The 21,839-nt window shown below is 60.8% G+C and carries 19 protein-coding genes; 6 read left to right on the forward strand and 13 right to left on the reverse strand.

Annotation, left to right across the window (positions count from 1 at the left end):
* Together EWV35_RS10100 and EWV35_RS10105 are read right to left on the reverse strand one after the other, a co-directional pair.
* Positions 1-954: an ABC transporter permease gene (locus EWV35_RS10100; protein WP_129661477.1), complete on the reverse strand. Its 954-nt coding sequence runs from the start codon at positions 952-954 to the stop codon at positions 1-3.
* Positions 955-996: 42 nt separating this feature from the next.
* The gene (locus EWV35_RS10105) at positions 997-2,595 is read right to left on the reverse strand and encodes an ABC transporter substrate-binding protein (RefSeq protein ID WP_129661480.1); all 1,599 of its coding nucleotides are present in this window, start codon (positions 2,593-2,595) and stop codon (positions 997-999) included.
* Between the two features lie 164 nt (positions 2,596-2,759).
* Here EWV35_RS10105 and EWV35_RS10110 point away from each other — a divergent pair, with 164 nt between their 5' ends.
* The 3 genes from EWV35_RS10110 to EWV35_RS10120 all read left to right on the forward strand — a co-directional run bounded on the left by EWV35_RS10110 (position 2,760) and on the right by EWV35_RS10120 (position 5,178).
* The gene (locus tag EWV35_RS10110; RefSeq protein WP_129661483.1) at positions 2,760-3,485 is read left to right on the forward strand and encodes a FadR/GntR family transcriptional regulator; all 726 of its coding nucleotides are present in this window, start codon (positions 2,760-2,762) and stop codon (positions 3,483-3,485) included.
* Between the two features lie 25 nt (positions 3,486-3,510).
* Positions 3,511-4,113, forward strand: coding sequence for a hypothetical protein (locus EWV35_RS10115; protein ID WP_129661486.1), 603 nt, complete (start codon positions 3,511-3,513; stop codon positions 4,111-4,113).
* 87 nt (positions 4,114-4,200) lie between these two features.
* Complete coding sequence (locus EWV35_RS10120; protein WP_165168516.1) at positions 4,201-5,178, forward strand: glycosyltransferase family 2 protein; 978 nt, start codon at positions 4,201-4,203, stop codon at positions 5,176-5,178.
* A 92-nt stretch (positions 5,179-5,270) separates the two neighbouring features.
* Here EWV35_RS10120 and EWV35_RS10125 read toward each other — a convergent pair whose 3' ends face one another.
* The 4 genes from EWV35_RS10125 to EWV35_RS10140 all read right to left on the reverse strand — a co-directional run bounded on the left by EWV35_RS10125 (position 5,271) and on the right by EWV35_RS10140 (position 9,112).
* A complete protein-coding gene (locus EWV35_RS10125) occupies positions 5,271-6,257 on the reverse strand; it encodes a glycine betaine ABC transporter substrate-binding protein (protein WP_129661492.1) in 987 nt (328 codons plus the stop codon).
* 2 nt (positions 6,258-6,259) lie between these two features.
* A complete protein-coding gene (locus EWV35_RS10130; protein ID WP_129661495.1) occupies positions 6,260-7,021 on the reverse strand; it encodes an ABC transporter permease in 762 nt (253 codons plus the stop codon).
* Positions 7,018-8,397, reverse strand: a complete 1,380-nt coding sequence (locus EWV35_RS10135) for an ABC transporter ATP-binding protein (protein ID WP_129661897.1) — start codon at positions 8,395-8,397, stop codon at positions 7,018-7,020. The genes EWV35_RS10130 and EWV35_RS10135 overlap by 4 nt, the downstream gene beginning before the upstream one ends.
* A 73-nt stretch (positions 8,398-8,470) precedes the next feature.
* Positions 8,471-9,112: an ABC transporter permease gene (locus EWV35_RS10140; RefSeq protein WP_129661498.1), complete on the reverse strand. Its 642-nt coding sequence runs from the start codon at positions 9,110-9,112 to the stop codon at positions 8,471-8,473.
* Between the two features lie 290 nt (positions 9,113-9,402).
* On the opposite strand from EWV35_RS10140, the gene EWV35_RS10145 reads away from it, so the two are divergent.
* Positions 9,403-10,737: an O-acetylhomoserine aminocarboxypropyltransferase/cysteine synthase family protein gene (locus tag EWV35_RS10145; protein WP_129661501.1), complete on the forward strand. Its 1,335-nt coding sequence runs from the start codon at positions 9,403-9,405 to the stop codon at positions 10,735-10,737.
* 3 nt (positions 10,738-10,740) lie between these two features.
* Positions 10,741-11,259 carry a CoA-binding protein gene (locus EWV35_RS10150; protein ID WP_129661504.1) on the forward strand — a complete coding sequence of 173 codons (519 nt, stop codon included), beginning with the start codon at positions 10,741-10,743 and terminating at the stop codon, positions 11,257-11,259.
* Between the two features lie 281 nt (positions 11,260-11,540).
* On the opposite strand, the gene EWV35_RS10155 is transcribed toward EWV35_RS10150, so the two are convergent.
* The 5 genes from EWV35_RS10155 to EWV35_RS10175 all read right to left on the reverse strand — a co-directional run bounded on the left by EWV35_RS10155 (position 11,541) and on the right by EWV35_RS10175 (position 17,602).
* Complete coding sequence (locus tag EWV35_RS10155) at positions 11,541-12,758, reverse strand: MFS transporter (protein WP_202976082.1); 1,218 nt, start codon at positions 12,756-12,758, stop codon at positions 11,541-11,543.
* Between the two features lie 27 nt (positions 12,759-12,785).
* Positions 12,786-13,826: a CAP domain-containing protein gene (locus EWV35_RS10160; protein ID WP_129661507.1), complete on the reverse strand. Its 1,041-nt coding sequence runs from the start codon at positions 13,824-13,826 to the stop codon at positions 12,786-12,788.
* 261 nt (positions 13,827-14,087) lie between these two features.
* Positions 14,088-14,783 carry a GNAT family N-acetyltransferase gene (locus EWV35_RS10165; RefSeq protein ID WP_129661510.1) on the reverse strand — a complete coding sequence of 232 codons (696 nt, stop codon included), beginning with the start codon at positions 14,781-14,783 and terminating at the stop codon, positions 14,088-14,090.
* Between the two features lie 109 nt (positions 14,784-14,892).
* Positions 14,893-16,413 carry an amino acid permease gene (locus EWV35_RS10170; protein ID WP_129661513.1) on the reverse strand — a complete coding sequence of 507 codons (1,521 nt, stop codon included), beginning with the start codon at positions 16,411-16,413 and terminating at the stop codon, positions 14,893-14,895.
* A gap of 160 nt (positions 16,414-16,573) precedes the next feature.
* Positions 16,574-17,602 carry an ornithine cyclodeaminase gene (locus EWV35_RS10175; RefSeq protein WP_129661515.1) on the reverse strand — a complete coding sequence of 343 codons (1,029 nt, stop codon included), beginning with the start codon at positions 17,600-17,602 and terminating at the stop codon, positions 16,574-16,576.
* Positions 17,603-17,734: 132 nt separating this feature from the next.
* On the opposite strand from EWV35_RS10175, the gene EWV35_RS10180 reads away from it, so the two are divergent.
* The gene (locus EWV35_RS10180; protein ID WP_129661518.1) at positions 17,735-18,166 is read left to right on the forward strand and encodes an Lrp/AsnC family transcriptional regulator; all 432 of its coding nucleotides are present in this window, start codon (positions 17,735-17,737) and stop codon (positions 18,164-18,166) included.
* Between the two features lie 173 nt (positions 18,167-18,339).
* Here EWV35_RS10180 and EWV35_RS10185 read toward each other — a convergent pair whose 3' ends face one another.
* Both EWV35_RS10185 and EWV35_RS10190 read right to left on the reverse strand, forming a co-directional pair.
* Entirely contained in the window at positions 18,340-19,929 is a 1,590-nt protein-coding gene (locus tag EWV35_RS10185; RefSeq protein WP_129661521.1) for an amino acid permease, read from the reverse strand.
* Positions 19,930-20,154: 225 nt separating this feature from the next.
* Positions 20,155-21,723 carry an amino acid permease gene (locus EWV35_RS10190; protein WP_129661524.1) on the reverse strand — a complete coding sequence of 523 codons (1,569 nt, stop codon included), beginning with the start codon at positions 21,721-21,723 and terminating at the stop codon, positions 20,155-20,157.
* Between the last annotated feature and the right edge of the window lie 116 nt (positions 21,724-21,839).

Raw genomic sequence — 21,839 nt, forward strand, 5'->3', positions numbered from 1 at the left:
TCACACCGTCCTAATGCGAGGGTTGATGAGCAGATAGAGCAGGTCGACGACGATGTTGACCACCACGAAGGTGACGGCAATGGTCACGACGACGCCTTGGACCAAGTTGACGTCCTGATTGGTGATTCCGTTGAGAATCAGCTGGCCCATGCCCGGCATCGAGAAGATCATCTCGATCACCACGGCACCGCCCAAGAGATAACCGATGCGCAGGCCGAGCACCGTCACCGGAGTCACGAGGGCATTGCGCAGAACATTCGTTCGGAGGACTTCGCCGCGCGGAACGCCGTTGCCGATGGCCGTTCGCACGTAATCCTTGTCCAGTTCCTCAACCATCGAGGTGCGAACCACCCGTATGAGGGAAGCACACACCGGAATTGCCAGGGCCACGGAAGGCATCAGCATCGAGGTGAAGTACTTGCTCGGGCTGTCGAAGAAGGATGTGTATCCGCCGGAGGGAAGAATGCGCCACCCGACGGCGAACCACTGGATGAGCAGGATTCCGAGCCAGAAAGAAGGCGTGGCGACCGCAGCAATCGAGAATACGCGGATCAGTTGGTCCGGCCATCGGTCCCGGCACAGAGCAGCGATGGTGCCCAGGACCAGGGAGACCACCGCGGCGATGACGACGCCCCAGAGTGTCAGTTGAAGCGTGACCGGGAAGGCCCCCGCGATCATGGTCGAGATCGGTGATTCGGGCGGAGTCGTGACGCCGAAGTTCAGGGTGCACAACCGACCGAGGAAAGTCAGGTACTGGACGATCATCGGCCGGTTGAGTCCGTGTTCTTCCCGGTACGCATCCTTGGCATCCGCGCTGGCGTTTTCTCCGAGCGCGGCCGTTGCCTGGTCACCGGGCGAGAAGTGCAGCACTATGAACACGAGCAACGTAATGCCCAGGATCATGAAAGGTAGGGCGATGATTCGTCGCCCGAAAAGTCTGAGTATGTTCCCCACGAGAAATCCTCCTTGGATCGTATGCGGGAGAAGTTGGCTGGGTCAGTTCCGCTCTACGCCGAGGAAAGAGAGACCCGTGGTCGGCAGAGGTTTGAAGCCCTTGAGGTCGGTTCCGTGCCACGCGGTCGGCAAGTTGCGGTGGAAAATGGGATAGAGCGGGACTTGCTCGGCCATAATGTCGATGGCTTGGCCCCACAGGCGCAGGGCTTCATCCCGGTCGCTGGTCTGCACCGCGCGGTCCATGAGGTCCAGGGTTCGGGCGTGTTCCGGTGTGCCGGCCCAGTGGAATCGTTTGTCCGCCCAAGTCTTGCCCCGGAACCACCAGGAGAGCAGCAGGTCCATGTCGTTGCCGTAGACGGAAGGGTCACCAGGGGCGACGCACAGTTGGTAGTTGCCCGTGTCCACGTACTGCGCGTACAGGGCACCCGACTGCATGGCCTGCATGTTCACCGAGACGCCGGGGATCTTGTTCCAGGATTCGAGGATCACGGGCATGACGTCCTTGACCCACGAAGTGTCGGTGGTATGAACCGTGAAATCGAGCTTGTCCACGCCGGCCTGATGCAGGAGCTGAGAAGCCTTCTCGAGGTCGTAGTCGTAAACCGTAGAGGCTTTGATGTAGTCCGGATGCTCTTTGTGAACGAACGAGGTCGCGGCGCTCGCGTGCCCCAGCAGCCCTCGCTCGATGACCTGCTGGGTGTCCAGGCCGTAATGAAGGGCTTGGCGTACACGGACGTCGTCGAACGGCGGCTTCTGGAGATTGAACATCATGAACAAGAGACCGAAAGAGGGCACCTGTTCCAGGTTGGATCTCTTCTGGAGCCATTCGGAGTCGAGGTACGGAACGTCCTCGATGGCCTGTACCCGGTCCGAGTCCTGCGCGGTCACACGAGCCGCGGAGTCGGAAAGCAGGTACCAAATCATTTCGTCCACCGTGGCCTTGTACTGACCGTTGTAGTCCGCGAATCCGCTGAACTCTACGCGGTTGTCTTTGAGGGCCCGGACGAACTTGTACGGCCCCGAGCCCACCGGATGGGCGTCGAATCCCTTCGGGTCATTTTCGATCACGGACTTCGGCACGATCTTGATGCACGAGATGCGCTCAGCAAACAGAGGGAAGGGGTTCTTCAGGTGGAACCGAACTGATTTGTCCCCGCGAGGTTCGACGCCGTCGATGAAATCGACGAGTTGGAGCAACGTCGATGCATTCTCCGGGTCGAGGACCCTCGTGAAGGAGTACACGACGTCGTCGACGGTGACGGGGGAACCGTCATGGAAACGGGCACCCTGCCGCAACGGCACCTCGTAGGTGCGCTCGTCGATTTTCCTGGGCATCTCAGAAGCCAGGGCAAGGTACGGCTTCCGGGTCGCGGGGTGGAGGTCGACGAGGCCCTCGAAGATATGCAGGTTCGCTGCCATGGCCGCCGCGCTCGTGGTGATCATCGGGTCGAAGCCGGTGGAGAGGGAGTACGAAATGCCCGCCTCGATGCGTTTTTTGGCTGGTACGGTATCCGCCGAACAGGCGGAGAGGCTCGCCGAAAAAGCGAGGGCCGCGCTCAACCCACCGGCAGCCGTGAGAAATCCGCGCCGTGAGATGCGGCGCGCGGTCTGGGACTTCTTCGTCGAAGACGCTGGGATCATCTGGGCCTCCAGAGGAGATGGGATGTAGGATGTCCTATGCTTGGTGTAAATTTATCCACATAGGACCCTGTTGTCAACATCACGTTTATGGTGGTGGGCGGCCGTCGAGCGATCATGAGACCACGATAAAATCCACAAAGTTCGACCATCGACGAGGAGAATGCATGGAACCGAAGGATTACACCTCGAAACGCCGGGTCGGCGCCGCCGATCGCATGCACGCGCTTCAACAGGAGATCATGACAATCATCCTGGACCGCGGCCTCACGCCGGGCGACCCCATGCCCACGGAATACGAACTCGTCGAAGAGCTCGGCGTTGGACGCAATACGGTCCGCGAATCGCTTAAAGTACTGCAGTCGATGGGCGTGGTGGAGGTACGCCACGGATACGGAATGTTCGTGGCCCACAAGAACCTCGAGGCTTTGGCCATGGGCCTGGAATTCCATGCCCGCATGTCCCTCCTGGGTCATGGGAACGAGGCCATGGAAGTCGTCGAGGTCCGCCAGGCCCTCGAGTCGTCGCTGGTCAGCTCGGCCATGGACGCGATGACCGCGGAAGACCATGCGGCCCTGGAAAAATGCATCCAAGGCATGGAAGAGTCCGCCCAAGACGGTGCACTCAACGCGGAACACGACCACGAATTCCACCGCCTGCTCTTCGCCCCTCTCAACAATGGGCTTCTGGCCAGCCTTCTGGAAGTCTTCTGGTCCGTGTACGGACAGATCAGGGAGCAGGTTGGCCAGTCCATTCCTGTCGCCAAAAAGAATGCCCAAGCCCATCGAGACATTCTCGAAGCCGTAAGGAATGGGGAAAAGGAACGAGCCGCGCTCCTGCTGAGCTCCCACTTCGACGCCTTGCGCGAATCACTGCGAAAAACCATCTCCTGATCCCGTCCGGGCATAATAGCCGTACATGTACGCCCTCATCATCGAATCCCCTGACGCCGGCGCCCTCGCCGACCAATTGAACACGCTGCCCTCCGCCGACCGGTGCTCCCATGAATTCGCCGTCTCGTCCACAGGAAGGCTCAGCGCCGTATTCACCACTCCGGAAGCCGCGCTCGACGCCACCCTCATGACCCTGCGGCAGCCCGGAGTCAAGGTGGGGCTCGGCACCGCAGGCAACGCCCCGGAGGAAGTCGCCGGAAGCCCGATGGCCTACGCACGTGCGGGCTTGGATCGCTGCACCGCAGGACCGACCCAGGCCAATGCGGCATATCGAAACATCGCGGTCGAGGCCCCCGATCCGCGGCTTGCCGATGCGGCGACCGGCGTTGCGCGCCTGCTTTCGCGGCTCATCGGCACGAGAACCCAAGCCGAGTGGCACGTTGTGGACCTCCTGCTCCCGGGCGTCCGCGGACAGCACCGTGCCATTGCCGATGCGCTCGGCATTTCCCCTCAGGCGGTCAGCAAAGCCCTCATCCGCACGGGGTGGCACGAGCAGACCGAGGGTTATTTCGCCCTGGTCGAGATTCTGAGGCGTCTGGAGGGCAGCGCGGCCGACGCAGCACAATGATCCCGGCACATGGTCGCGTACCCACGAGTACACTTCCAAGGTATACTTCCCCTGTTATATAGCTCACCCTCGCACACAGGTGAACCCATGTCCCCAAGAACCAGCGTCATTCTGCCTGTCTACAACACGGCATCGAGCGTCATTCGGTCGATCAGGAGCGTAACCGCTCAAACCGATCCGGACTTCGAACTCGTGGTGGTCAACGATGCGTCGCCGGACGACGCCGACCGCGTGATTCGCCAACACCTTACGGGCATCGCTGATCCCCGCATCCGATACATCGTCAACGAGCACAATCTAGGCTTGGCAGGATCCCGGAATCGTGGAATGCACGAAGCACAGGGAGAATGGGTTGCCTTCCTGGATTCCGACGACGTCTACCATCCGGAATTTCTCGAGAAGATGCATGCGCAGACAACCGCCTCGACCGACGTCGTGGTCTGTTGTCACGACATCCTGTACCCCGACGGGACGCACCGATATCGCGTACGAGGGACCACCGGAGTCTTCACGGGCCGCGAGGCGATGATCAACCTCATGCGGGATCAGCTCACACCCTATGCGTGGGACAAGATCTTCCGTGTTTCTTCCCTGGGGGACCTGGAATTTCCGCTTCTCAATAGGGTCGAGGACTCTGGATTCTCGATCGCCGCATACCAACGCGCCAGGGAGGTCGTCTACATCCAGGATTCTCTCCACTTGTATTCGGTCAATCCGCAGTCCATCACATGGGGTTCGGTCCCGCCGATCTCGGAGAGTTACCGCTTCATGGAATTTCTCAAGGATCGGACCCAGGCGCACCGTGGCTCCTACCGGGAGAAGAACGCGCTGGCCGCGGCCTGGATTCTGACGTTTCTGAATTCCGCGCAGGCCGCGCTGAGGCTGAATCCGCCGGCCCTCGACTCCCATGTCGCCGCCTGCCAGAACGCGATGAACCGCACCCTGCTTTTGCGGTGCCTGATGACTCGCCCGGTCTATGCCCTCGCCGGCACCCTTCTCAAAGGCTCGCCGAGCCTGTACGGAGTCCTCTACAAAGAATTCGTCAAGAGGCAATACGGGCTCTGAACTCCTCACCGCGCCGGAGAGCGGGCCAGGAACCCAAAACGCCCCGGATCGAGCACAGAACCGGGGCGTTTCAAGTATTTCGGCAGATCGAGCTACTTCTTCCCGACCAGGCCTTTGTCGACCATCCAGTCCAGTGCGACGTCGCCGGGGTCCTGCCCCTCGACGTCGACCTTGTAGTTCAGATTCTGCATTGTCTTGTCATCCAACAGCTTAGAGACCTGTTCGAAGCGGTCCTGCAGTTCCGGGTACTTCTTGACCAGATCCGAGTTGAAGACGGGCGAGCCGTTGTACTTCGGGAAGAATTCACGGTCATCCTGGAGGACCGTGAGGTTGAGGGCCGGAATGCGACCGTCCGTCGTGAAGACTTCTCCGAAATTGCAATCGCCCTTGGCGGTGGCCGCGTACACCGTACCGGTGTCCATGACCGAAACGTTGCTCTCCGGAACGCCATCCGGCGCACCCCGCTGAAGACCGTACTTTTCCAACATCGGGTTGAATCCGTCGCTGCGCGAGTTGAACTCGGACTCGACGCAGAACGTACGTTCGTTGACGGGCACCTTGGCTATATCGTCAAGGCTCTTGACGCCGTATTTGTCCTCGAATTCCTGACGGACCGCGAACGCATACGTGTTGTTCAATGGAGCAGGCTTGCCCCAGGTGAGATTGTTCTTCTCGTCTGCTTTCTTGACGGCTTCCCACTGCTGCTGAGCGTCGGGGATTGCCTCGGTCTCCCCCATGTAGGTGAGCCACGCGGTACCCGTGTACTCCCACCCGAGTTGCGCCTGTCCGCTGACCATGAGATTGCGTGAAGGCTGAGAACCCGGCACGTTGGTCATGTCCGAGACGTCGAACCCCGCCGCGTCCGCGGTCAGAACCGCGATCTTGCCGAGGACCAGCTGTTCGGTGAAGTTCTTGGACGTGACCGTGACCTTTTGGTCCCCCGCACCGTCGATCGATTTGATGCTTCCGGGCTTCAGATCGGGAAGGGTCGACGTCGCCGGTTGCAGACCGCAACCGCTCAAAGCCAGCATCCCGATGACGCCCAACGCGGCGAGCCTGGTCTTCTTCTTTCCAAACATGTCTAGAGTCCCTTCGGTCGAGCGACCTGCTCGAAAACGCGAGCAATCCAGTCCACGCTCAGCGCGAGGAGGGCCACCAGCAACGATCCGGTAATGAGCACCCTGTTCAAGGACAGGTTGACGCCGGTTGTGATCAGGAGCCCCAAGCCACCGCCGTCGACGAATGTCGCGAGTGTTGCCGTGCCCACGAGGAGCACGAGTGCGGTGCGGATACCGGCAAGCATCACCGGGATCGCGAGAGGGAGTTCGACCTTCAGCAGGACCCCCATGTTGCTCATGCCCATGCCGCGCGCGGATTCCACGAGTCGCGGGTCCACGGCGTCGAGCCCCACCATAGTGTTCTTGAGAACGGGCAGGAACGCATACAGGATCAGCGCGAGGGCGGAGGCCTGAAAACCGAAGCCGAGCCAGAACGCGAACAACACGATCAGGCCGACGGGTGGGGCCGCCTGTCCCAGGTTTGCAAGGGCCATGAAAGGCGTCCCGAGCCACCGCAAGGGCTTGCGGGTGAGGAGCACACCGATCGGGATGGCCAAGATCAGGACCACGACGGCGGCGACGACGGTCAACTGCAAGTGCTGCCATGTCAGGTTCAGCAGATTCTTGGGGTCCAGCGTCACTTGTTCGGGATCGGTCAGGTCGGCCTGGGTGAGCCACCAAATGATGGCCCCCAGTGCGAGGATGATGACGATCGGTTGAATGACGAGGCCGGCCCACTGGCGGCGGCTCGTATCGAGGCCGGCCGTCTCCACGGTCTGGCTCATGAACGCTCACCGCTTTCATTCCACGGTTCTTGCCCGGGGACGTGTCTTCCGCTGGCCGAGGAGCCCGCTGCGGTCGAACCCGCACCGGAACCCGAACCCGCGTTCTGCCCCGCACCGTTCTGGGAAACTTCCGAAGACTCAATCGAGTCCCTGACCTCGGCCACCGGGATCTCCCCAGTGTTGTTGCCGACCGGCGTGTAGTCGCCGGGGTTGTAGCTTCTCAGCTCCGTAATGGCCTTCATGACCGTCTCAACGGTGATGATTCCCTTGTACCGACCGCGTCCTCCCTGGACGAGCGCTTCGCCAGTACTCGCCACGAGCATCGTGTCAAGGGCATCGTTGAGGGTTGATCGCGTGCTGACAATGGGGAGGTCGGGATCCTGCTGGGCAGGAACCTTGCTGATCCGAGACAGCTGTTCTTTCGACAACCACTGCAACGGGCGTTCACGCTCGTCCAGGACCACGGCGGTGTTGAACCCTGCCTTGTCCACATGCCCCTCGAGCTCCCGTGCGTCCTGCCCCGGGTGTCCGATCACGCCGGGGATCAGGTCGACGTCGCCCACACGGGCGAGCCCCAACTGCTTGAGTCCGGCCCCGGAGCCGATGAAGTCCTCCACGAACTCGCTCGCGGGATGCGCGAGGATACGCTCCGGCGTGTCGTACTGAACAATTCGCGCGCCTTCGTCGAAGACTGCGATCCAGTCGCCTAACTTGACGGCTTCGTCGAAATCGTGGGTGACGCAAACAATTGTCTTGTGGAGTTCGTGCTGAATATTGATGAGCTCGTCCTGGAGCCGCTGACGGGTGATCGGGTCAACGGCCCCGAAAGGCTCGTCCATCAGCAAAACAGGAGGATCGGCGGCCAGCGCACGGGCCACACCGATACGTTGCTGCTGTCCGCCGGAGAGTTCCCTCGGGTAACGATCGCGGTAAGTATCGGCGTCCAAGGACACCAGGTCCAGTAGCTCGTCGACGCGATCTGCGATGCGCTTCTTGTCCCAACCGAGCATCTTGGGGACGAGACCGATGTTGCTGGCCACGGTCATATGCGGCAGGAGCCCGCCGGCCTGGATCACGTACCCGATCTTGCGGCGCAGCTTGTCGCCATTGATTTTGGTGACGTCTTCCCCGCCGAGAATCAGCCGCCCCTCGGTGGGTTCGATCAGACGGTTGATCATTTTGAGGGTCGTGGTCTTGCCGCAGCCCGAGGGCCCTACGAACATGATGATCTGCCCAGCGGGGATCTCCAGCGTCAGCTGGTCGACGGCAGGTTTCTTGCCGCTGCCGTATCGTTTGGTGACGTTTTCGATCAGGATCGAGGCGCCTTTGTGGCGGCCGTCCCCGGCGGAAGACGTGTCGGTCTGCGCGTCGCTCACGGGCGACGGCGCCTGTTCGGCCCCTGCGCTCTGGGCAGCGGCGTGGGCGGAAGTGGCGTTGCTATGGGTGTTCTCAGACACGGATACCCCTTGAAGTGGTCAGGCGGCCGACGAGGATGAGCACCACGTCGAGAATGAGGGCGAGGATGATCACGGCGACGACGCCGGTCACGACGGATTCGAGGGAGTTCGCTCCCCCGAGGCGAGACAAGCCCGAGAAAATGTAACCGCCCAGGCCGGGCCCGAGCGCATAGGCCGCGACGGCGGCAATGCCCATGGTCATCTGCGCGGAGACCCGCATCCCCGCGAGAATCACGGGCCAGGCCAGTGGAAGCTCGACGCGGAAGAACGTTTTCACTCGACTCATACCGATGCCGCGTGCGGCCTCGATGGTCGATTGGTCGACGCCCGCGAGACCGACGACGGCATTGCGCAGGATCGGGAGGATCGCGAAGAACGTGACCACGACTACGGCCGGAACCACACCAAAACCCAACGGGACTATGAGGAGGCCGATCAGGGCAAAGGAGGGGATGGTAAGGCCGACCGCAGAGACGTTGTTTGCCACGGAGGTCAGCGCTCGGCTTCGATAGCACAGCGCGGCCAGAACGATCGCGATGATCGTTGCGAGCACAAGGCACTGCACCACGAGGCTCATGTGTTGCCAACTCGAGAACAGAATCTGCCCCCACCGTTGACGAAGAAATTCGCTCATGGTGTTCCTAGTGTGATGACTGACGCAGTCAGTGAGTACCGACGCTTTGTCCAAGAGTAATCAGGGTGCTGATGAAATCCAACTATTTGCGGATACTGCAATTGGCCTGGTCAAGCCAGAAAGACAGCATTCTGGCCTTCAATCTCCCGGCATTCCGCACTCGTCATGGGGCATCGTCACATACTGAATAAGTCCTGAAACAATCGAAATAGTTGCAGGCAGAGGGCTTTCGCGCGGACGATGAAACCCAAGCGCTTCACTGCGAGCATCGACCGTCGAAGAGGATCAGCATGGCCGAACACACCTTCGGATTCCGAACCCGCGCACTCCATGCCGGGGGAACCCCCGACGCCGAACACGGCGCCCGAGCGGTTCCGATCTACCAATCCACGTCCTTCGTCTTCAAGGATTCGGACGACGCCGCAAACCTGTTCGCTCTGCAGAAATACGGCAACATCTATTCTCGGCTCGGCAATCCCACGGTCGCCGCTTTTGAGGAACGGGTCGCATCTCTCGAAGGAGGCATCGGCGCCGTCGCGACGGCCTCGGGCATGGCGGCCGAGTTCATCACCTTCGCGGCTCTGACCCAGGCAGGTGACCACATCGTCTCCTCAGCGCAGCTCTATGGCGGCACGGTGACCCAGCTGGATGTGACCCTCCGGCGGTTCGGCGTAGAGACCACATTCATCGATTCGATGGACCCACAGGCATTCAAAGATGCGCTCCAGGAAAACACCAAGGCCATCTACACAGAGGCCGTCTCCAACCCCGCGTGTCAGGTCGCAGATCTCGAAGGGCTTGCCCAGGTGGCCCATGAGGCCGGGATCCCGCTTGTGGTCGACGCTACTATTTCGACCCCTTACCTTGTCCGCCCGATCGAACACGGCGCCGACATCGTGATCCACTCGGCCACCAAATTCATTGGGGGCCACGGCACGACCCTGGGCGGCGTTGTGGTCGAGTCCGGTCGATTCGACTGGGGCAACGGAAACTTCCCCTCGATGACCGAGCCCATCCCGTCCTACAACGACATTTCATGGTGGGGGAACTTCGGCGAATACGGCTTCCTGACCAAACTTCGTTCGGAACAGCTGCGCGACATCGGGCCTTCATTGGCCCCGCAGTCGGCGTTCCAACTCATCCAAGGCATCGAGACACTCCCCCAGCGCATGGACGCACACCTGGCCAATGCGCAACAGGTCGTCGAGTGGCTCGACGCCGACCCGCGCATTGCCTACGTCAACTACGCGGGTCTGCCCGATCACCAGCATTACGAGCGCGGACGGAAGTACTTGCCCCTCGGCGTCGGCTCCGTATTCAGCTTCGGGGTGGCGGAGGCCAACGGCCTATCAGGGCGCGAAGTCGGCGGTCGTTTCATCGAGAACCTCCAGCTCGCGAGCCACCTGGCCAACATCGGAGACGCCCGAACCCTCGTGCTTCATCCCGCGACCACGACACACCAGCAGCTCTCCGCCGAGCAGCTTCTTGCCGGAGGAGTGGCCGAGGACCTGATCCGGATCTCGGTCGGTCTGGAAGATCCGGAAGACATTCTCTGGGATCTGGATCAAGCACTGACCTCGGCAACAGGTCTGACCCGAGAGTCCGCTGCACAGAAAGGCCTGTGAACAATGACCAACCAGCCCGTCGCAACCGAACGCACCTGGGTCGGCCCTAGTGCACCCGAACGGCTCAACATTCTCCACAACACGCGGTCCGTCGCGATCGTGGGAATGTCGGACAAACTCGCACGAGCCTCGTATTTCGTCTCGACCTACCTGCTGTCCAGCTCCCCCTACCGCGTGTATTTCATCAACCCGATCCTCGCAGAGAAAGGGAAGAAAGTTCTCGGTCAGGAGGTCTATGCTTCACTCGAAGATCTCCCCGAAGCGCCGGACGTGGTCGATGTCTTCCGACGACACGACGACCTCCCGGGAGTAGCCGAAGAAGCCGTCAGAGTGGGGGCCAAGACGCTGTGGCTGCAGCTCGGCTCGTGGAACGAAGAAGCCGCAGCCGTCGCCGAAAAGGGCGGGCTCAATGTCGTGATGGATCGGTGCATCAAGATTGAGCACGCACGATTCCACGGTGGTCTTCATTTGGCTGGATTCAATACCGGGGTCATCTCCTCGAAGCGCCAGCGCACGGCGTGACCGCGCACGAGGGCCGACATGGACCGAAGTTGTAGGCTTCGGCGATTGTCGGCCTTTTGCACGATCCGTAGGGCTCGGCGTCGAGTCGGATCAGAAGGCCCGAGGGCTCGAGGTCTTCTGACTCGATTCGCCGAGCTGCTCGATGCACCCGTTCCTCAGCCTGAGAGGGTCAAGACAGCGATTGCCCCGGAACGCGCGAGCCCCCGGCATACGGACCGACTCCGTTGTGCCGGGACTCAAACACAATTCTTGGTCATAGGCCACAAGCCTGAATGATGCGCTCACTTTTCAAGGGCCTCGGATTCGGAGCCGACTTGGCGGTTCTCCAGTTGCACGTCACGCAACCAGACGAGCACGCACAAGGCGGTCATCACGAGCCCCGCAATGCAGACCCCGACCCAGTGACCCGTATTCCAGGCCCAGACACCGACCGCAGAACCCACCGCGGCCCCGACGAAGTACATGGTCATGTACACCGAGTTCAGGCGAGCACGCGCGGACGCATCAAGGGTATAGACGGTGTTCATGGAGATGATGTGCACCAGCTGCACACCGACATCCGTGAGGACCATACCGACGCAGAACCACAACACGCTGTGTCCGCCCAGAATGAAAGCTCCCCAGCCGAGGGCGAGCGCAATCAGACCCAGGACGGTGGCTCGGCGGCCGAGGCCCCGGTCCACCATGCCTCCGGCCACGCTGGCCATGAGCGCACCCGCCAAGCCCGTGAGGCCCACCAGGCCAATGGCCGTGGGGCTCAGCCGGAAGGGGTCGTCAGCCAGGAGGAGCGTCGTCGTCGCGAAGACAGCGCTCATCGAAGCGAAGGAAATCCCCGAGATGAGGGACCGGGTTCGCAACCGGGGATGGTGCCGGATGAGCTTGGCCATCGATGTGAAGAGCCCGAGGTAGCTCGGCGGGTTCTCGGGATAGGACGGCGGAAGAACCTTCCACAGACCGATGCCCACGAGGATCATGAGGACCGCGGCCACGTGATAGATCAGGGTCCACCCGCCGATGTCGGACAGGATCCCCGCCACCGCACGGGCTATCAGAACGCCGGCGAGCAGCCCGGACATGACGGTACCAACGGCTTTGCCGCCCTTGCCCGGTTCGGCCAGGATCGCAGCGTACGGAACCAGGATCTGCGCCGCCACAGAGAACAGACCGGCGATCGCGATGCCGATCATGAAGACGCCGAAAGCGGGCGCGAACCCCGCGACCAGTTGCCCAATTGCCGTCAGGCCGATGAGGCCGACCGTCAGCTTCCGACGTTCGAACAGGTCACCGAGAGGGGTCAGGAAGACTAGCCCGACGGCATAGGAAACTTGGGCGACCGTCACCGACGTCGCCGCGGTTGAGCTGCTGACGCCCAGCGCCTGCGAGATCTCTTCGAGCAGAGGCTGGTTGAAGTAGTTGCCTCCCGCGCACAGCCCGGTGGCCAGGCACATCAGGAACAAAACGGCGCGTGTCAGCTGGGGTCCAGGTTTCGTCGAGGTCACCCAGCAACTCTATGTTGTGGACGCCGATCAGCGGTAGACGCGCACGATCCCGTCGGCAATGTTCCACCCCAGGACATACCCTTTCGAGAAGTTCTGCCTCATCTCGTTCCCGTAATGGTATTCATTGCTCGTGGGGAACCCGAATCCCCTTTCGTAGTCGTACCGCGACCACGAGGCACCTATTGCCCCGTATTCCTTGACGTAGTGAGCACCGGTGCGCGGGGTCCACAAGAACTTGTGGCGGCGGCCGCGGTCATCCTGGAAGATTTGGTACCGGCCACCGGTCGCGTTGCTCTCGTTCATGATCGGTCTGCCAAAAGCCGCCGGACCCCCGTTGCCGTAGTAAGCCGCTCCGATCGCACCGTAGGTGCTGTACGCGCCGGACGCCTGGGGCTCATAACCGGCACCGCTGGCCGTGGCCGAGGCATCCGCGGGAGCCCCGCCGTAGGCATATCCATAGAGGTTGACGGTGCCGAGGAGACTCCACGGCTGTCCCGTACGGGAGAGGCTGCCGTTCGCGTAGGTCAGGGCGATACCGACAACCTGGGCCCGTGGATTGAGCAGGGCCGCATTGTGGGCCGGAGACGTCTTCCACCAGGCGAGCAATTGCATGACATCTCTCTGGTAGGTCAGAGCGATGATCTCATTGGCGTGCGAGTATCGTCCGGCTCGCGAGTCGGTCAGGAAATTATTGGTGTGGTAGAAGGACTCCGCGATGACCTGGTCGTCCGAATGCTGTTGTTCGATCTGCGTCAGACGAGCGGAGAATTTGACCGGATTCAGGCCATGAGCTCTGCGGTAAGCATTGATCCCGTCCAGAAGGCGCTGGGTATCGGCCATTCGCTGGCTCTGGCTGACCTGCACGATATCCTGCTGCGCCGCTTGGCTCGATGCTGGCGCCTGAATCTGTGACCCGGTCAGTGCCGTGGCCGCCAGTGCGGACGCCGCAACGGCTACGCGAGTCACTTTGCCGCGGGCAACGCTCTGCACAAAGGACTGACCCCGCCCCGCATGTCGCGGCGTGTATTTGCGGCCGGCGGCTTGATCAAGAAGAGACTGAGTAGGCATAGATAGACCCATGGAGGGCTCCATTCGCAGTGCTGACGAGAGACGGTGAAACAAATTGCCCAGCAAACATTCGTCGACGCCGAGGCACACCGATTTTATATAGAAATAGTCACGTTTTGATACAAGAAATCTAGTTTCGAAATCAAAGCGTGACTATACATTAGGGTCAGCGCGTGAAATATCGGTGCCTCATCTGCACAATTGCGTTGACCAATGGGATTCGGGAGCCAAAAGACTCAGGTTGTGTTCGAAATGCTTTCGTTAATTTTCGAAAAAATGTTCGGGCCATCGCACTGGGTCCCGGGAGTCTTCTGCGAGCAACCCGGCGATCCACACATCGAGCAATCGACCGTTGGCGGTGGACAGCGCACGACGCGACAGGCCTTCGTACGAGAATCCGAGCCGCTGGGCCAGCCTGGCCGAAGGAATGTTTCCGACCATGGCTCGCCATTCGACCCTGGTCAGGCCCAGACCGGAGGGCAGATCTTTCGGATCCTGGGGAGCCGGCGAGCCGAAAGCAAAATCCAGAACCAGCTCGCACGCCTCCGCGGTATAGCCTCCGCCCCTGGCGGCCCGTGCCGTCCACACCCCCATACTGGCCGTCTGGGGACTACTCAGGGACAGGGAGACCAGCCCGGCGAAGAGTCCCACATTCTCGCCCTCTCCCGGAACTTGATCGGCGGCGTCGCGCGGCACCTGGACCAGCGTCCCCTCTCCCGGTCCGTCGGCCTCGTTCCTGATGTGAAAAGCCCAGGTCAGCACGCTTCCTGATTTCCATCCGGGAGCGACGACTCCCTCGATGAATTCGAGGGCGTCGTCTTCTTCATAGGAATCGGGAACCGCTCCGGTCCACCGAGGAATCTCCGGATCCCGGCATGCGTCGACCATAGCGGCGACGTCGTTGGCGCACGGCGCATCGAGGGCAAGTCGGGAGGACCGGAGACTGACATTACGCATGACACAATCTTAGCCCGGACCCCGGACACTTCGCCCCGCGGGGCCAGAGCCCGAATGCGCAATGGCCCCATGAACACCACGGGGACATTGCGCTTCGATCAACTACGGATCAGGACTTATCTCGCCCTTTCGCCGCGGGGCGCTGGGCCACGACGGGATGCAGCCCCGTGACTCCTTCGCGTTCGGCTGCAATTTCGAGAACCCGACCCCGAACCGCGAACCACCCGATAATCAGGGCCGGAATGACGATGACCATGGATCCGAGCGTGTACGTGCCCACGGGGTAGTCCATAGCGATTAGCACCACAACCCCGGCCATGAACAACAGGACCAGCCAGTTGCTGTACGGGCTCAGCGGGGCGCGGTAGTCCGGTCGTCGGTACAGCCCCTTTTTGGTCAGAGAGACGAACTTCATGTGACAGATGGTGATGGTCAGCCAAGCGCTCATGATGCCGATCGAGGCGAAATTCAGCACGATCTCGAAGGCGCTTTCCGGGACGAAGTAGTTGAGCACCACACCGAGCAAAGCAACGATTGCGGTCAGAAAAATGCCGCCGTAGGGAACGCCTGAACGCGTCAGATTACGGGCGAATTTGGGCGCAGAACCGGCCATCGCCATCGAGTGCATGATGCGACCAGTCGAGTACAGTCCGGCGTTGAGGGAGGAGAGCGCGGCCGTGATGACCACGAGCTGCATGATCGGCCCTGCAGCGTCGACCCCGATCGAGGAGAAGAACGTGACGAAGGGGCTCTCCGTCTCACTGAAAGCGGTGTAGGGCAGCAACAGGCAGAGCAGAAGAACGGAGCCGACATAGAAGACTGCGATACGCAGAATCACGGTGTTGATGGCCTTGGGAATGATCTTTTCCGCGTCCTTGGTCTCACCGGATGTCGTACCCACGAGCTCGATTCCTGCGTAGGCGAAGACGACACCCTGGGTGATGATCAACGCCGGCAGCAGCCCGTTCGGGAAGATACCGTGGTTGGCGGACATGAGCTGGAAGCCCGTGGGGCTGCCGTTCGGCGTACCCACGATCACGAAGATGATGCCCACCACCAGGAAGATCAACAAGGCGACGACTTTGATCAGGGAGAACCAGAATTCCATCTCGCCGAAGACCTTAACGGAGATCAGGTTCATTGCGACCACGATCACCACGACGAGAAAAGCGATGGCCCACTGAGGAATCGCCGCGAAGAAGTCGAAGTACTGCCCGAACCAGCGCACGTAAATGGCGATCGCGGTCGCGTCGACCACCGCCGTGGTCGCCCAGAAAAGCCAATACATCCAGCCGGAGAAGTACGCGGCCTTCTCACCGAAGAATTCACGCGAGTAGGAGACGAAGGATCCCGAAGAGGGCCGATGGACCACGAGTTCACCGAGGCTGCGCAGAATCAGGTAGCCCATGAATCCGCAAATTGCGTAGACGATGAACAGTGAGGGGCCCGCGCTGTGGAGTCGCCCTCCGGCCCCCAGGAAGAGACCGGTACCGATGGCACCGCCAATAGCGATCATCTGAAGCTGACGGGGGCCCAGCCCCTTGTGAAACCCCGCCTGCTCATCGTTGAATGTGTGCCCGCTTCCGTGGCTCTGAGGCTCGGCCTCCGTGCGCGATGCTTTGGATGACATGGGTTAGTTACCTTCTCTTAGGAAACCTCGTGTGTGCGAGTCAGTCCGATACATTATCGACCCGATGTGTCGAATATGTTACCCACAAAAACGAAAGACCGTGCCGCACACCACACTGTGCGCGACACGGTCCTTCGGAGCGTATAAGAAGGTAGACCCTTTAGCCCACGGGCTTCAGCGCGTTGACGAGAGAAAAGAGGTCCTTGGGATCGTCAGGATCCGCGACCATATCAATATAGGTTTGCAACGGCGAATCGGCGGTAGCGTCCCGAACGCAACGGAGCGCCGAGAAGTCGTTGATCGCAAAACCGACCGAGTCGAAGATCGTGATGTCTTCTTCCGACGTCCGCCCTTGCGCCTCGCCGTTGAGGACCTGCCAGAACTCGGTGACGGGGAAATCAGGGTCCATCTGCTGGATCTCGCCTTCGATTCGGGTCTGTGGAGTGAACTCCACGAACACCTTGCCGCGGTCGAGAATCGCTGCCTCCAGTTCGGTCTTGCCGGGGCAGTCGCCGCCGACCGCGTTCAAATGCATCCCGGGGCGGACGTGCCGGGTGGCCAGGATGGTGTTCTGGGCCTTATCCGCGGTGCAGGTCGTGACAATGTCCGCGTCGGCCACTGCTTCATCCACGGAGTCGGCCGCCGTGATGCGGAAACCTAGCGGCTCGAGGTTTCGTTGCAGTTTCTCGATGGCTTTGGGGTCGACGTCGTAGACGGTGAGATCCTCAATGCCCAGTGCCGCGCGGAATCCCAGCGACTGGAACTCTGATTGCGAGCCCGCGCCCACCAGAGCCATTTTCTTGGAATCGGGGCGAGCCAGTTTCCGAGCGGTCATGGCCGACGTCGCCGCGGTCCGCAACGCCGTCAGCAGTGTCATCTCGGCCAGGAACGTCGGGTAGCCGTTGTCGACGTCGGCCAGCACGCCGAAGGCCGTCACGGTCTGGAACCCACGAGCGGGATTGGAAGGGTGGCCGTTGACGTACTTGAAGGAGTACAGCTCCCCATCAGATGTCGGCATGAGCTCAATGACACCGAAAGGCGTATGACTCGCGATCCGAGGGGTCTTGTCGAATTTGGCCCATCGGCCGAAATCATGCTCGAGGTAGCCGATCATCTTCCCGATGATGGCCTCCACGCCGTCGCGCTGGATCCACCGCGCCATGTTCTGAACATCGACGAATTGCGTCATGTGTTTCCTTCCTGATGGGTTCCTGATTCATCCATGAGACTAGTATTCACACTATTGAACCGAAATAACCGCAATTCATCCAGAATGCCCATGAGGTACTCAGATTGTTCGAGACCGATTAGCATTATGGACATGGCGAAGACTTCAGACTTGGATCGACGACTCATCGCGGCCTTACGCAAGGACGGCCGTGCCTCCATCGCAGCACTGGCCCAAGAGCTCGACGTCTCCCGGGCGACGGTCACCAAACGCATTGATTCCCTGTCCGCTCGCGGAATCATCGTGGGATTCAGTGTGCGCGTACGAGATTATGCAGAAGCTTCACAGGTCCGGGCCATATCGCTGATCGAAGTCGAGGGCAGAACCACGGATCACGTGATCGACGAGTTGCGCGGGCTCCCCGAGATTCTGGCGCTCCATACGACCAACGGAGGGTGGGATCTCGTGGCCGAATTGCAGTGCGTGGATCTTCAGGATTTCGACGCCGTACTCAAGAGCATCCGTGGAATATCCGGAGTCGTGAACAGCGAGACCAGCCTGTTGTTGAGTTCGGTGGTCAGATAACCCGGTTTCGCCGAGACGAGCATTCCGCCGAAGCTTCGACTCAACTGGAACGTTGGTGACACCTCACGAGTGGGATATCGCATCAGGGCCCGCTCACCCGATGGCCGAATGAGCGGGCCAATCGGCTCGCCGTCGTCCGCATATCACCGGTGAGGCAAGAGCGGACTTTCGGCCTACTCCTTGTTGTCAGCGTTTTCCGTGTAAATGCCCGGAGCGATCACGGTCCTGGCCTTCTGCGCCTCATGCCGATGCCGCGCGTCAACCGCCCGCCGCGCCGCAACAATGGGATAGGCGCCGGTGATGCCTTCCCTTTGGGCCGCCAACTCCATAACCCGTTCCCGGACGAAGAACCAGCCCAGGCCAAGGAGTGGGATCACGATCAGCATGGATCCCAGGGTCAACGTCCCCACGGGGTAATCCAGGGCCATGAGAACGACGACCGTAACCAAAAACGCAACCGTCAACCAGTTGGTGATCGGTACGAATGGCGCCCTATACGCGGGCCTGGTGTAGAGGCCTTGCTTGGCCAGCCGGACGAATTTCTCATGTGACAGGGTCACGGCCGCCCACGAGGCCATCGTCCCGATGGCGGAAATATTGAGCACAATCTCGAAGGCCTGCGAAGGCACAAGGTAGTTCAACACGACACCCAGCAGTGAAACGACCGCAGTCAGGAGGATCCCGCCGAAAGGGACACCTGATGCGTTGAGTTTGGCGGCGAACCGAGGCGCCGAACCGGCCATTGCCATGGAGTGCAGGATGCGGCCCGTGGAGTACAAGCCTGCATTGAGCGAGGACAGAGCGGCAGTAACGACGACGAGCTGCACGATGGGCCCGGCAACATCGACGCCGATGGAAGAGAAGAAGGTGACGAAGGGTGATTCGCTCTCGCTGTACGCGGTGTACGGCATCAGCATGCACAGAAGCAGAACAGAGCCGACGTAGAAGACCGCAATGCGGAGAATGACCGTGTTGATGGCCCTTGGAATGACCTTCTCCGGATTCTTGGTCTCCCCGGATGTGGTTCCGACGAGCTCAATACCGGCGTAGGCGAACACCACACCCTGAATCACCACGAGCGCGGCCATACCGCCCGATGGGAAGAGGCCCCCATGATCCGTGATGAGGGAAATTCCCGTGGGCTGCCCTGTGGGCGAGCCGAAGACCACGAAGATGATGCCGAGCACCAGGAACAGGACCAGCGTGCCGACCTTGATGAGCGAGAACCAGAATTCCATTTCTCCGAAGACTTTGACAGAAATCAGGTTGGCGCCCACAACGATGCCGACGACGGCGAGAGCGGAAACCCATTGGGGAATACTGGCAATCACCTCGCTGTACCGGCCGAACCATCGGACGTAGATCGCAATGGCCGTCGCATCCGCGATTGCGGTCATGGCCCAGTTGAGCCAGTACAGCCAGCCCGAGACGTACGCTGCCTTTTCCCCGTAGAACTCGCGTGTGTAGGAAACGAACGACCCGGAAGACGGCCGGTGACAGACCAGCTCGCCCAGTGAACGCAGCATCAGGTACCCGAAGAAACCGCAGACACCGTAGATGATGAAGAGAGAAGGACCAGCGGATGCGAGGCGACCGCCCGCGCCGAGAAACAGGCCGGTGCCGATCGCACCACCGATCGCGATCATCTGGAGCTGGCGCGCTCCCAGTCCTTTCTGAAGGCCGGAGTCCTCCGCGGCCATGAATTGGTCGGATTTTCCGCGGACCTTGCCCGACGGGTCCCCCGAAGAAAATGTCGATGACATTGACTAACCCTTTGGTTCAGGGAGCATCCGCCCGTCGCTTCCCCGTATTGAGGGCGGAGTCAACGAGGGGTGCTCGACTCGAAACATCACCGACCGCGAGGCCCCATAGCGACACCGTGTGTCATACCTCACTCGATCGGCTCAAAGCCGTAGCTTACCCGGAAAAGTCCCCGCAGTGCGGCATCTACGGTCTCCTGATGCCCTCGGCCGTCAGGGAAAACCGATTTATTCGTCGTCGAGATCGATGGTCGTATTGGACTTGCCATGGTCGAATGGCGTGTCCTTTTCGTCGGTCGTCGGCCACTGAGCAACCACCGGGAACTGACCGGTGTACCCCTCGCGCTGTGCGGCGACTTCCATAACCCGGCGACGGACCAAGAACCATCCGAGGATCAGCAGCGGAATGATGACCACCATGGACGCCAGGGTGTAGGTGCCCACCGGATAGTCGAAAGCGATCAACACCATCACGGCAGTCAGAAACAGCATCGTGATCCAGTTGGTGAACGGGGCCAGCGGGGCCCGATATTTCGGTCGTTGATAGAGGCCCTTTTTCGCCAAGGCCACGAATTTCTGATGCGGTAGAGTAATCGCCGCCCAACCAACGATGATTCCGACCGCTGACATGTTCAACACGATCTCGAATGCCGCCTCGGGAACGAGGTAATTCAGGATCACCCCGAGCATGCCGACACCGGTGGTCAGCAGAATTCCCACGAACGGGACGCCGCCCTTGGTGAGCTTCTGGGCAAAGCGTGGGGCCGAACCGGCCATCGCCATCGAGTGGACGATTCGGCCCGTCGAGTACAGCCCAGCATTGAGCGAGGACAGGGCCGCGGTGATCACCACGAGTTGCATGATGGGACCCGCAGCGTCGACTCCGATCGAGGCGAAGAAAGTCACGAACGGCGATTCGTCGTCGCTGTACTGCGTATACGGCAGCAAGAGGCAGAGAAGCAGGACCGAACCGACGTAGAAAACGGCGATGCGGAGGATCACGGAGTTGATCGCGCGTGGTATGACCCGGCCGGGTTCCTGGGTCTCGCCCGAGGCCGTGCCCACGAGCTCAATACCGGAGTACGCAAAGACGACACCCTGCGAGACGACGAGAGCGGGCAACAGCCCGTTGGGCAGCATTCCGCCGGATTCCGAGATCAACGTGAATCCGGTGGGATCGCCCGAAGGGGAACCGAAGATCACGAACAGGATGCCGACGATCATGAAGATCACGAGCGCGCTGACCTTGATGATCGCGAACCAGAACTCCATCTCGCCGAAGACCTTGACGGAGATGAGGTTCATGACCGTCACTGCGGCGATCACCAAGAATGCCAGAGCCCACTGGGGGATCCCATTGATGAAGGAGATGTACTGACCGAACCATTTCACGTAGATCGCCATGGCCGTCGCATCCACGATCGTGGTCGTGGCCCAACTGAGCCAGTACATCCACCCGGTGAAGTATGCGGACTTCTCGCCGAAGAACTCGCGGCAATAGGAAACGAATGACCCGGACGAGGGTCGATGCACTACGAGCTCGCCCAGTTGCCGGAGGATCAGATAGCCGAAGAAACCGGCCACGGCGTACAGGATGAACAGGGTAGGTCCGGCGCTTTGGAGCCGCCCACCTGTACCCAGGAACAGTCCCGTTCCGATCGAGCCACCGATAGCGATCATTTGCAGCTGTCGAGGGCTCAACCCCTTTTTGAAGCCTTCTTGTTCCGCCGCGAATTGATTCTGCGCGGCCTCGGTTGAACGACTCGCCGCCGACGAGTCTGAACCAGGTGATGCCATGGGGGTTCCTCCCCTTACGTCGGTCACGAACCTCCCCTTGGTACGTGAAGTCTGCACGGTATCTTACCGAAATGTCGACACATCTGTAACCCCCGCCACAACGAAAGTTGCCCACG

It is taken from the genome of Rothia uropygialis (assembly GCF_004137765.1).
In the GTDB taxonomy this organism is placed as follows: domain Bacteria; phylum Actinomycetota; class Actinomycetes; order Actinomycetales; family Micrococcaceae; genus Rothia.

What these genes read in the sequence shown, in the direction of transcription:
- EWV35_RS10120 (WP_165168516.1), top strand. Translation starts at nt 4,201, where the DNA reads ATGTCCCCAAGAACCAGCGTCATTCTGCCTGTCTACAACACGGCATCG.
- EWV35_RS10175 (WP_129661515.1), bottom strand. Translation starts at nt 17,602, where the DNA reads ATGACGCAATTCGTCGATGTTCAGAACATGGCGCGGTGGATCCAGCGC.
- EWV35_RS10150 (WP_129661504.1), top strand. Translation starts at nt 10,741, where the DNA reads ATGACCAACCAGCCCGTCGCAACCGAACGCACCTGGGTCGGCCCTAGT.
- EWV35_RS10105 (WP_129661480.1), bottom strand. Translation starts at nt 2,595, where the DNA reads ATGATCCCAGCGTCTTCGACGAAGAAGTCCCAGACCGCGCGCCGCATC.
- EWV35_RS10170 (WP_129661513.1), bottom strand. Translation starts at nt 16,413, where the DNA reads ATGTCATCCAAAGCATCGCGCACGGAGGCCGAGCCTCAGAGCCACGGA.
- EWV35_RS10125 (WP_129661492.1), bottom strand. Translation starts at nt 6,257, where the DNA reads ATGTTTGGAAAGAAGAAGACCAGGCTCGCCGCGTTGGGCGTCATCGGG.
- EWV35_RS10110 (WP_129661483.1), top strand. Translation starts at nt 2,760, where the DNA reads ATGGAACCGAAGGATTACACCTCGAAACGCCGGGTCGGCGCCGCCGAT.
- EWV35_RS10130 (WP_129661495.1), bottom strand. Translation starts at nt 7,021, where the DNA reads ATGAGCCAGACCGTGGAGACGGCCGGCCTCGATACGAGCCGCCGCCAG.
- EWV35_RS10160 (WP_129661507.1), bottom strand. Translation starts at nt 13,826, where the DNA reads ATGCCTACTCAGTCTCTTCTTGATCAAGCCGCCGGCCGCAAATACACG.
- EWV35_RS10190 (WP_129661524.1), bottom strand. Translation starts at nt 21,723, where the DNA reads ATGGCATCACCTGGTTCAGACTCGTCGGCGGCGAGTCGTTCAACCGAG.
- EWV35_RS10180 (WP_129661518.1), top strand. Translation starts at nt 17,735, where the DNA reads ATGGCGAAGACTTCAGACTTGGATCGACGACTCATCGCGGCCTTACGC.
- EWV35_RS10140 (WP_129661498.1), bottom strand. Translation starts at nt 9,112, where the DNA reads ATGAGCGAATTTCTTCGTCAACGGTGGGGGCAGATTCTGTTCTCGAGT.
- EWV35_RS10115 (WP_129661486.1), top strand. Translation starts at nt 3,511, where the DNA reads ATGTACGCCCTCATCATCGAATCCCCTGACGCCGGCGCCCTCGCCGAC.
- EWV35_RS10145 (WP_129661501.1), top strand. Translation starts at nt 9,403, where the DNA reads ATGGCCGAACACACCTTCGGATTCCGAACCCGCGCACTCCATGCCGGG.
- EWV35_RS10165 (WP_129661510.1), bottom strand. Translation starts at nt 14,783, where the DNA reads ATGCGTAATGTCAGTCTCCGGTCCTCCCGACTTGCCCTCGATGCGCCG.
- EWV35_RS10185 (WP_129661521.1), bottom strand. Translation starts at nt 19,929, where the DNA reads ATGTCATCGACATTTTCTTCGGGGGACCCGTCGGGCAAGGTCCGCGGA.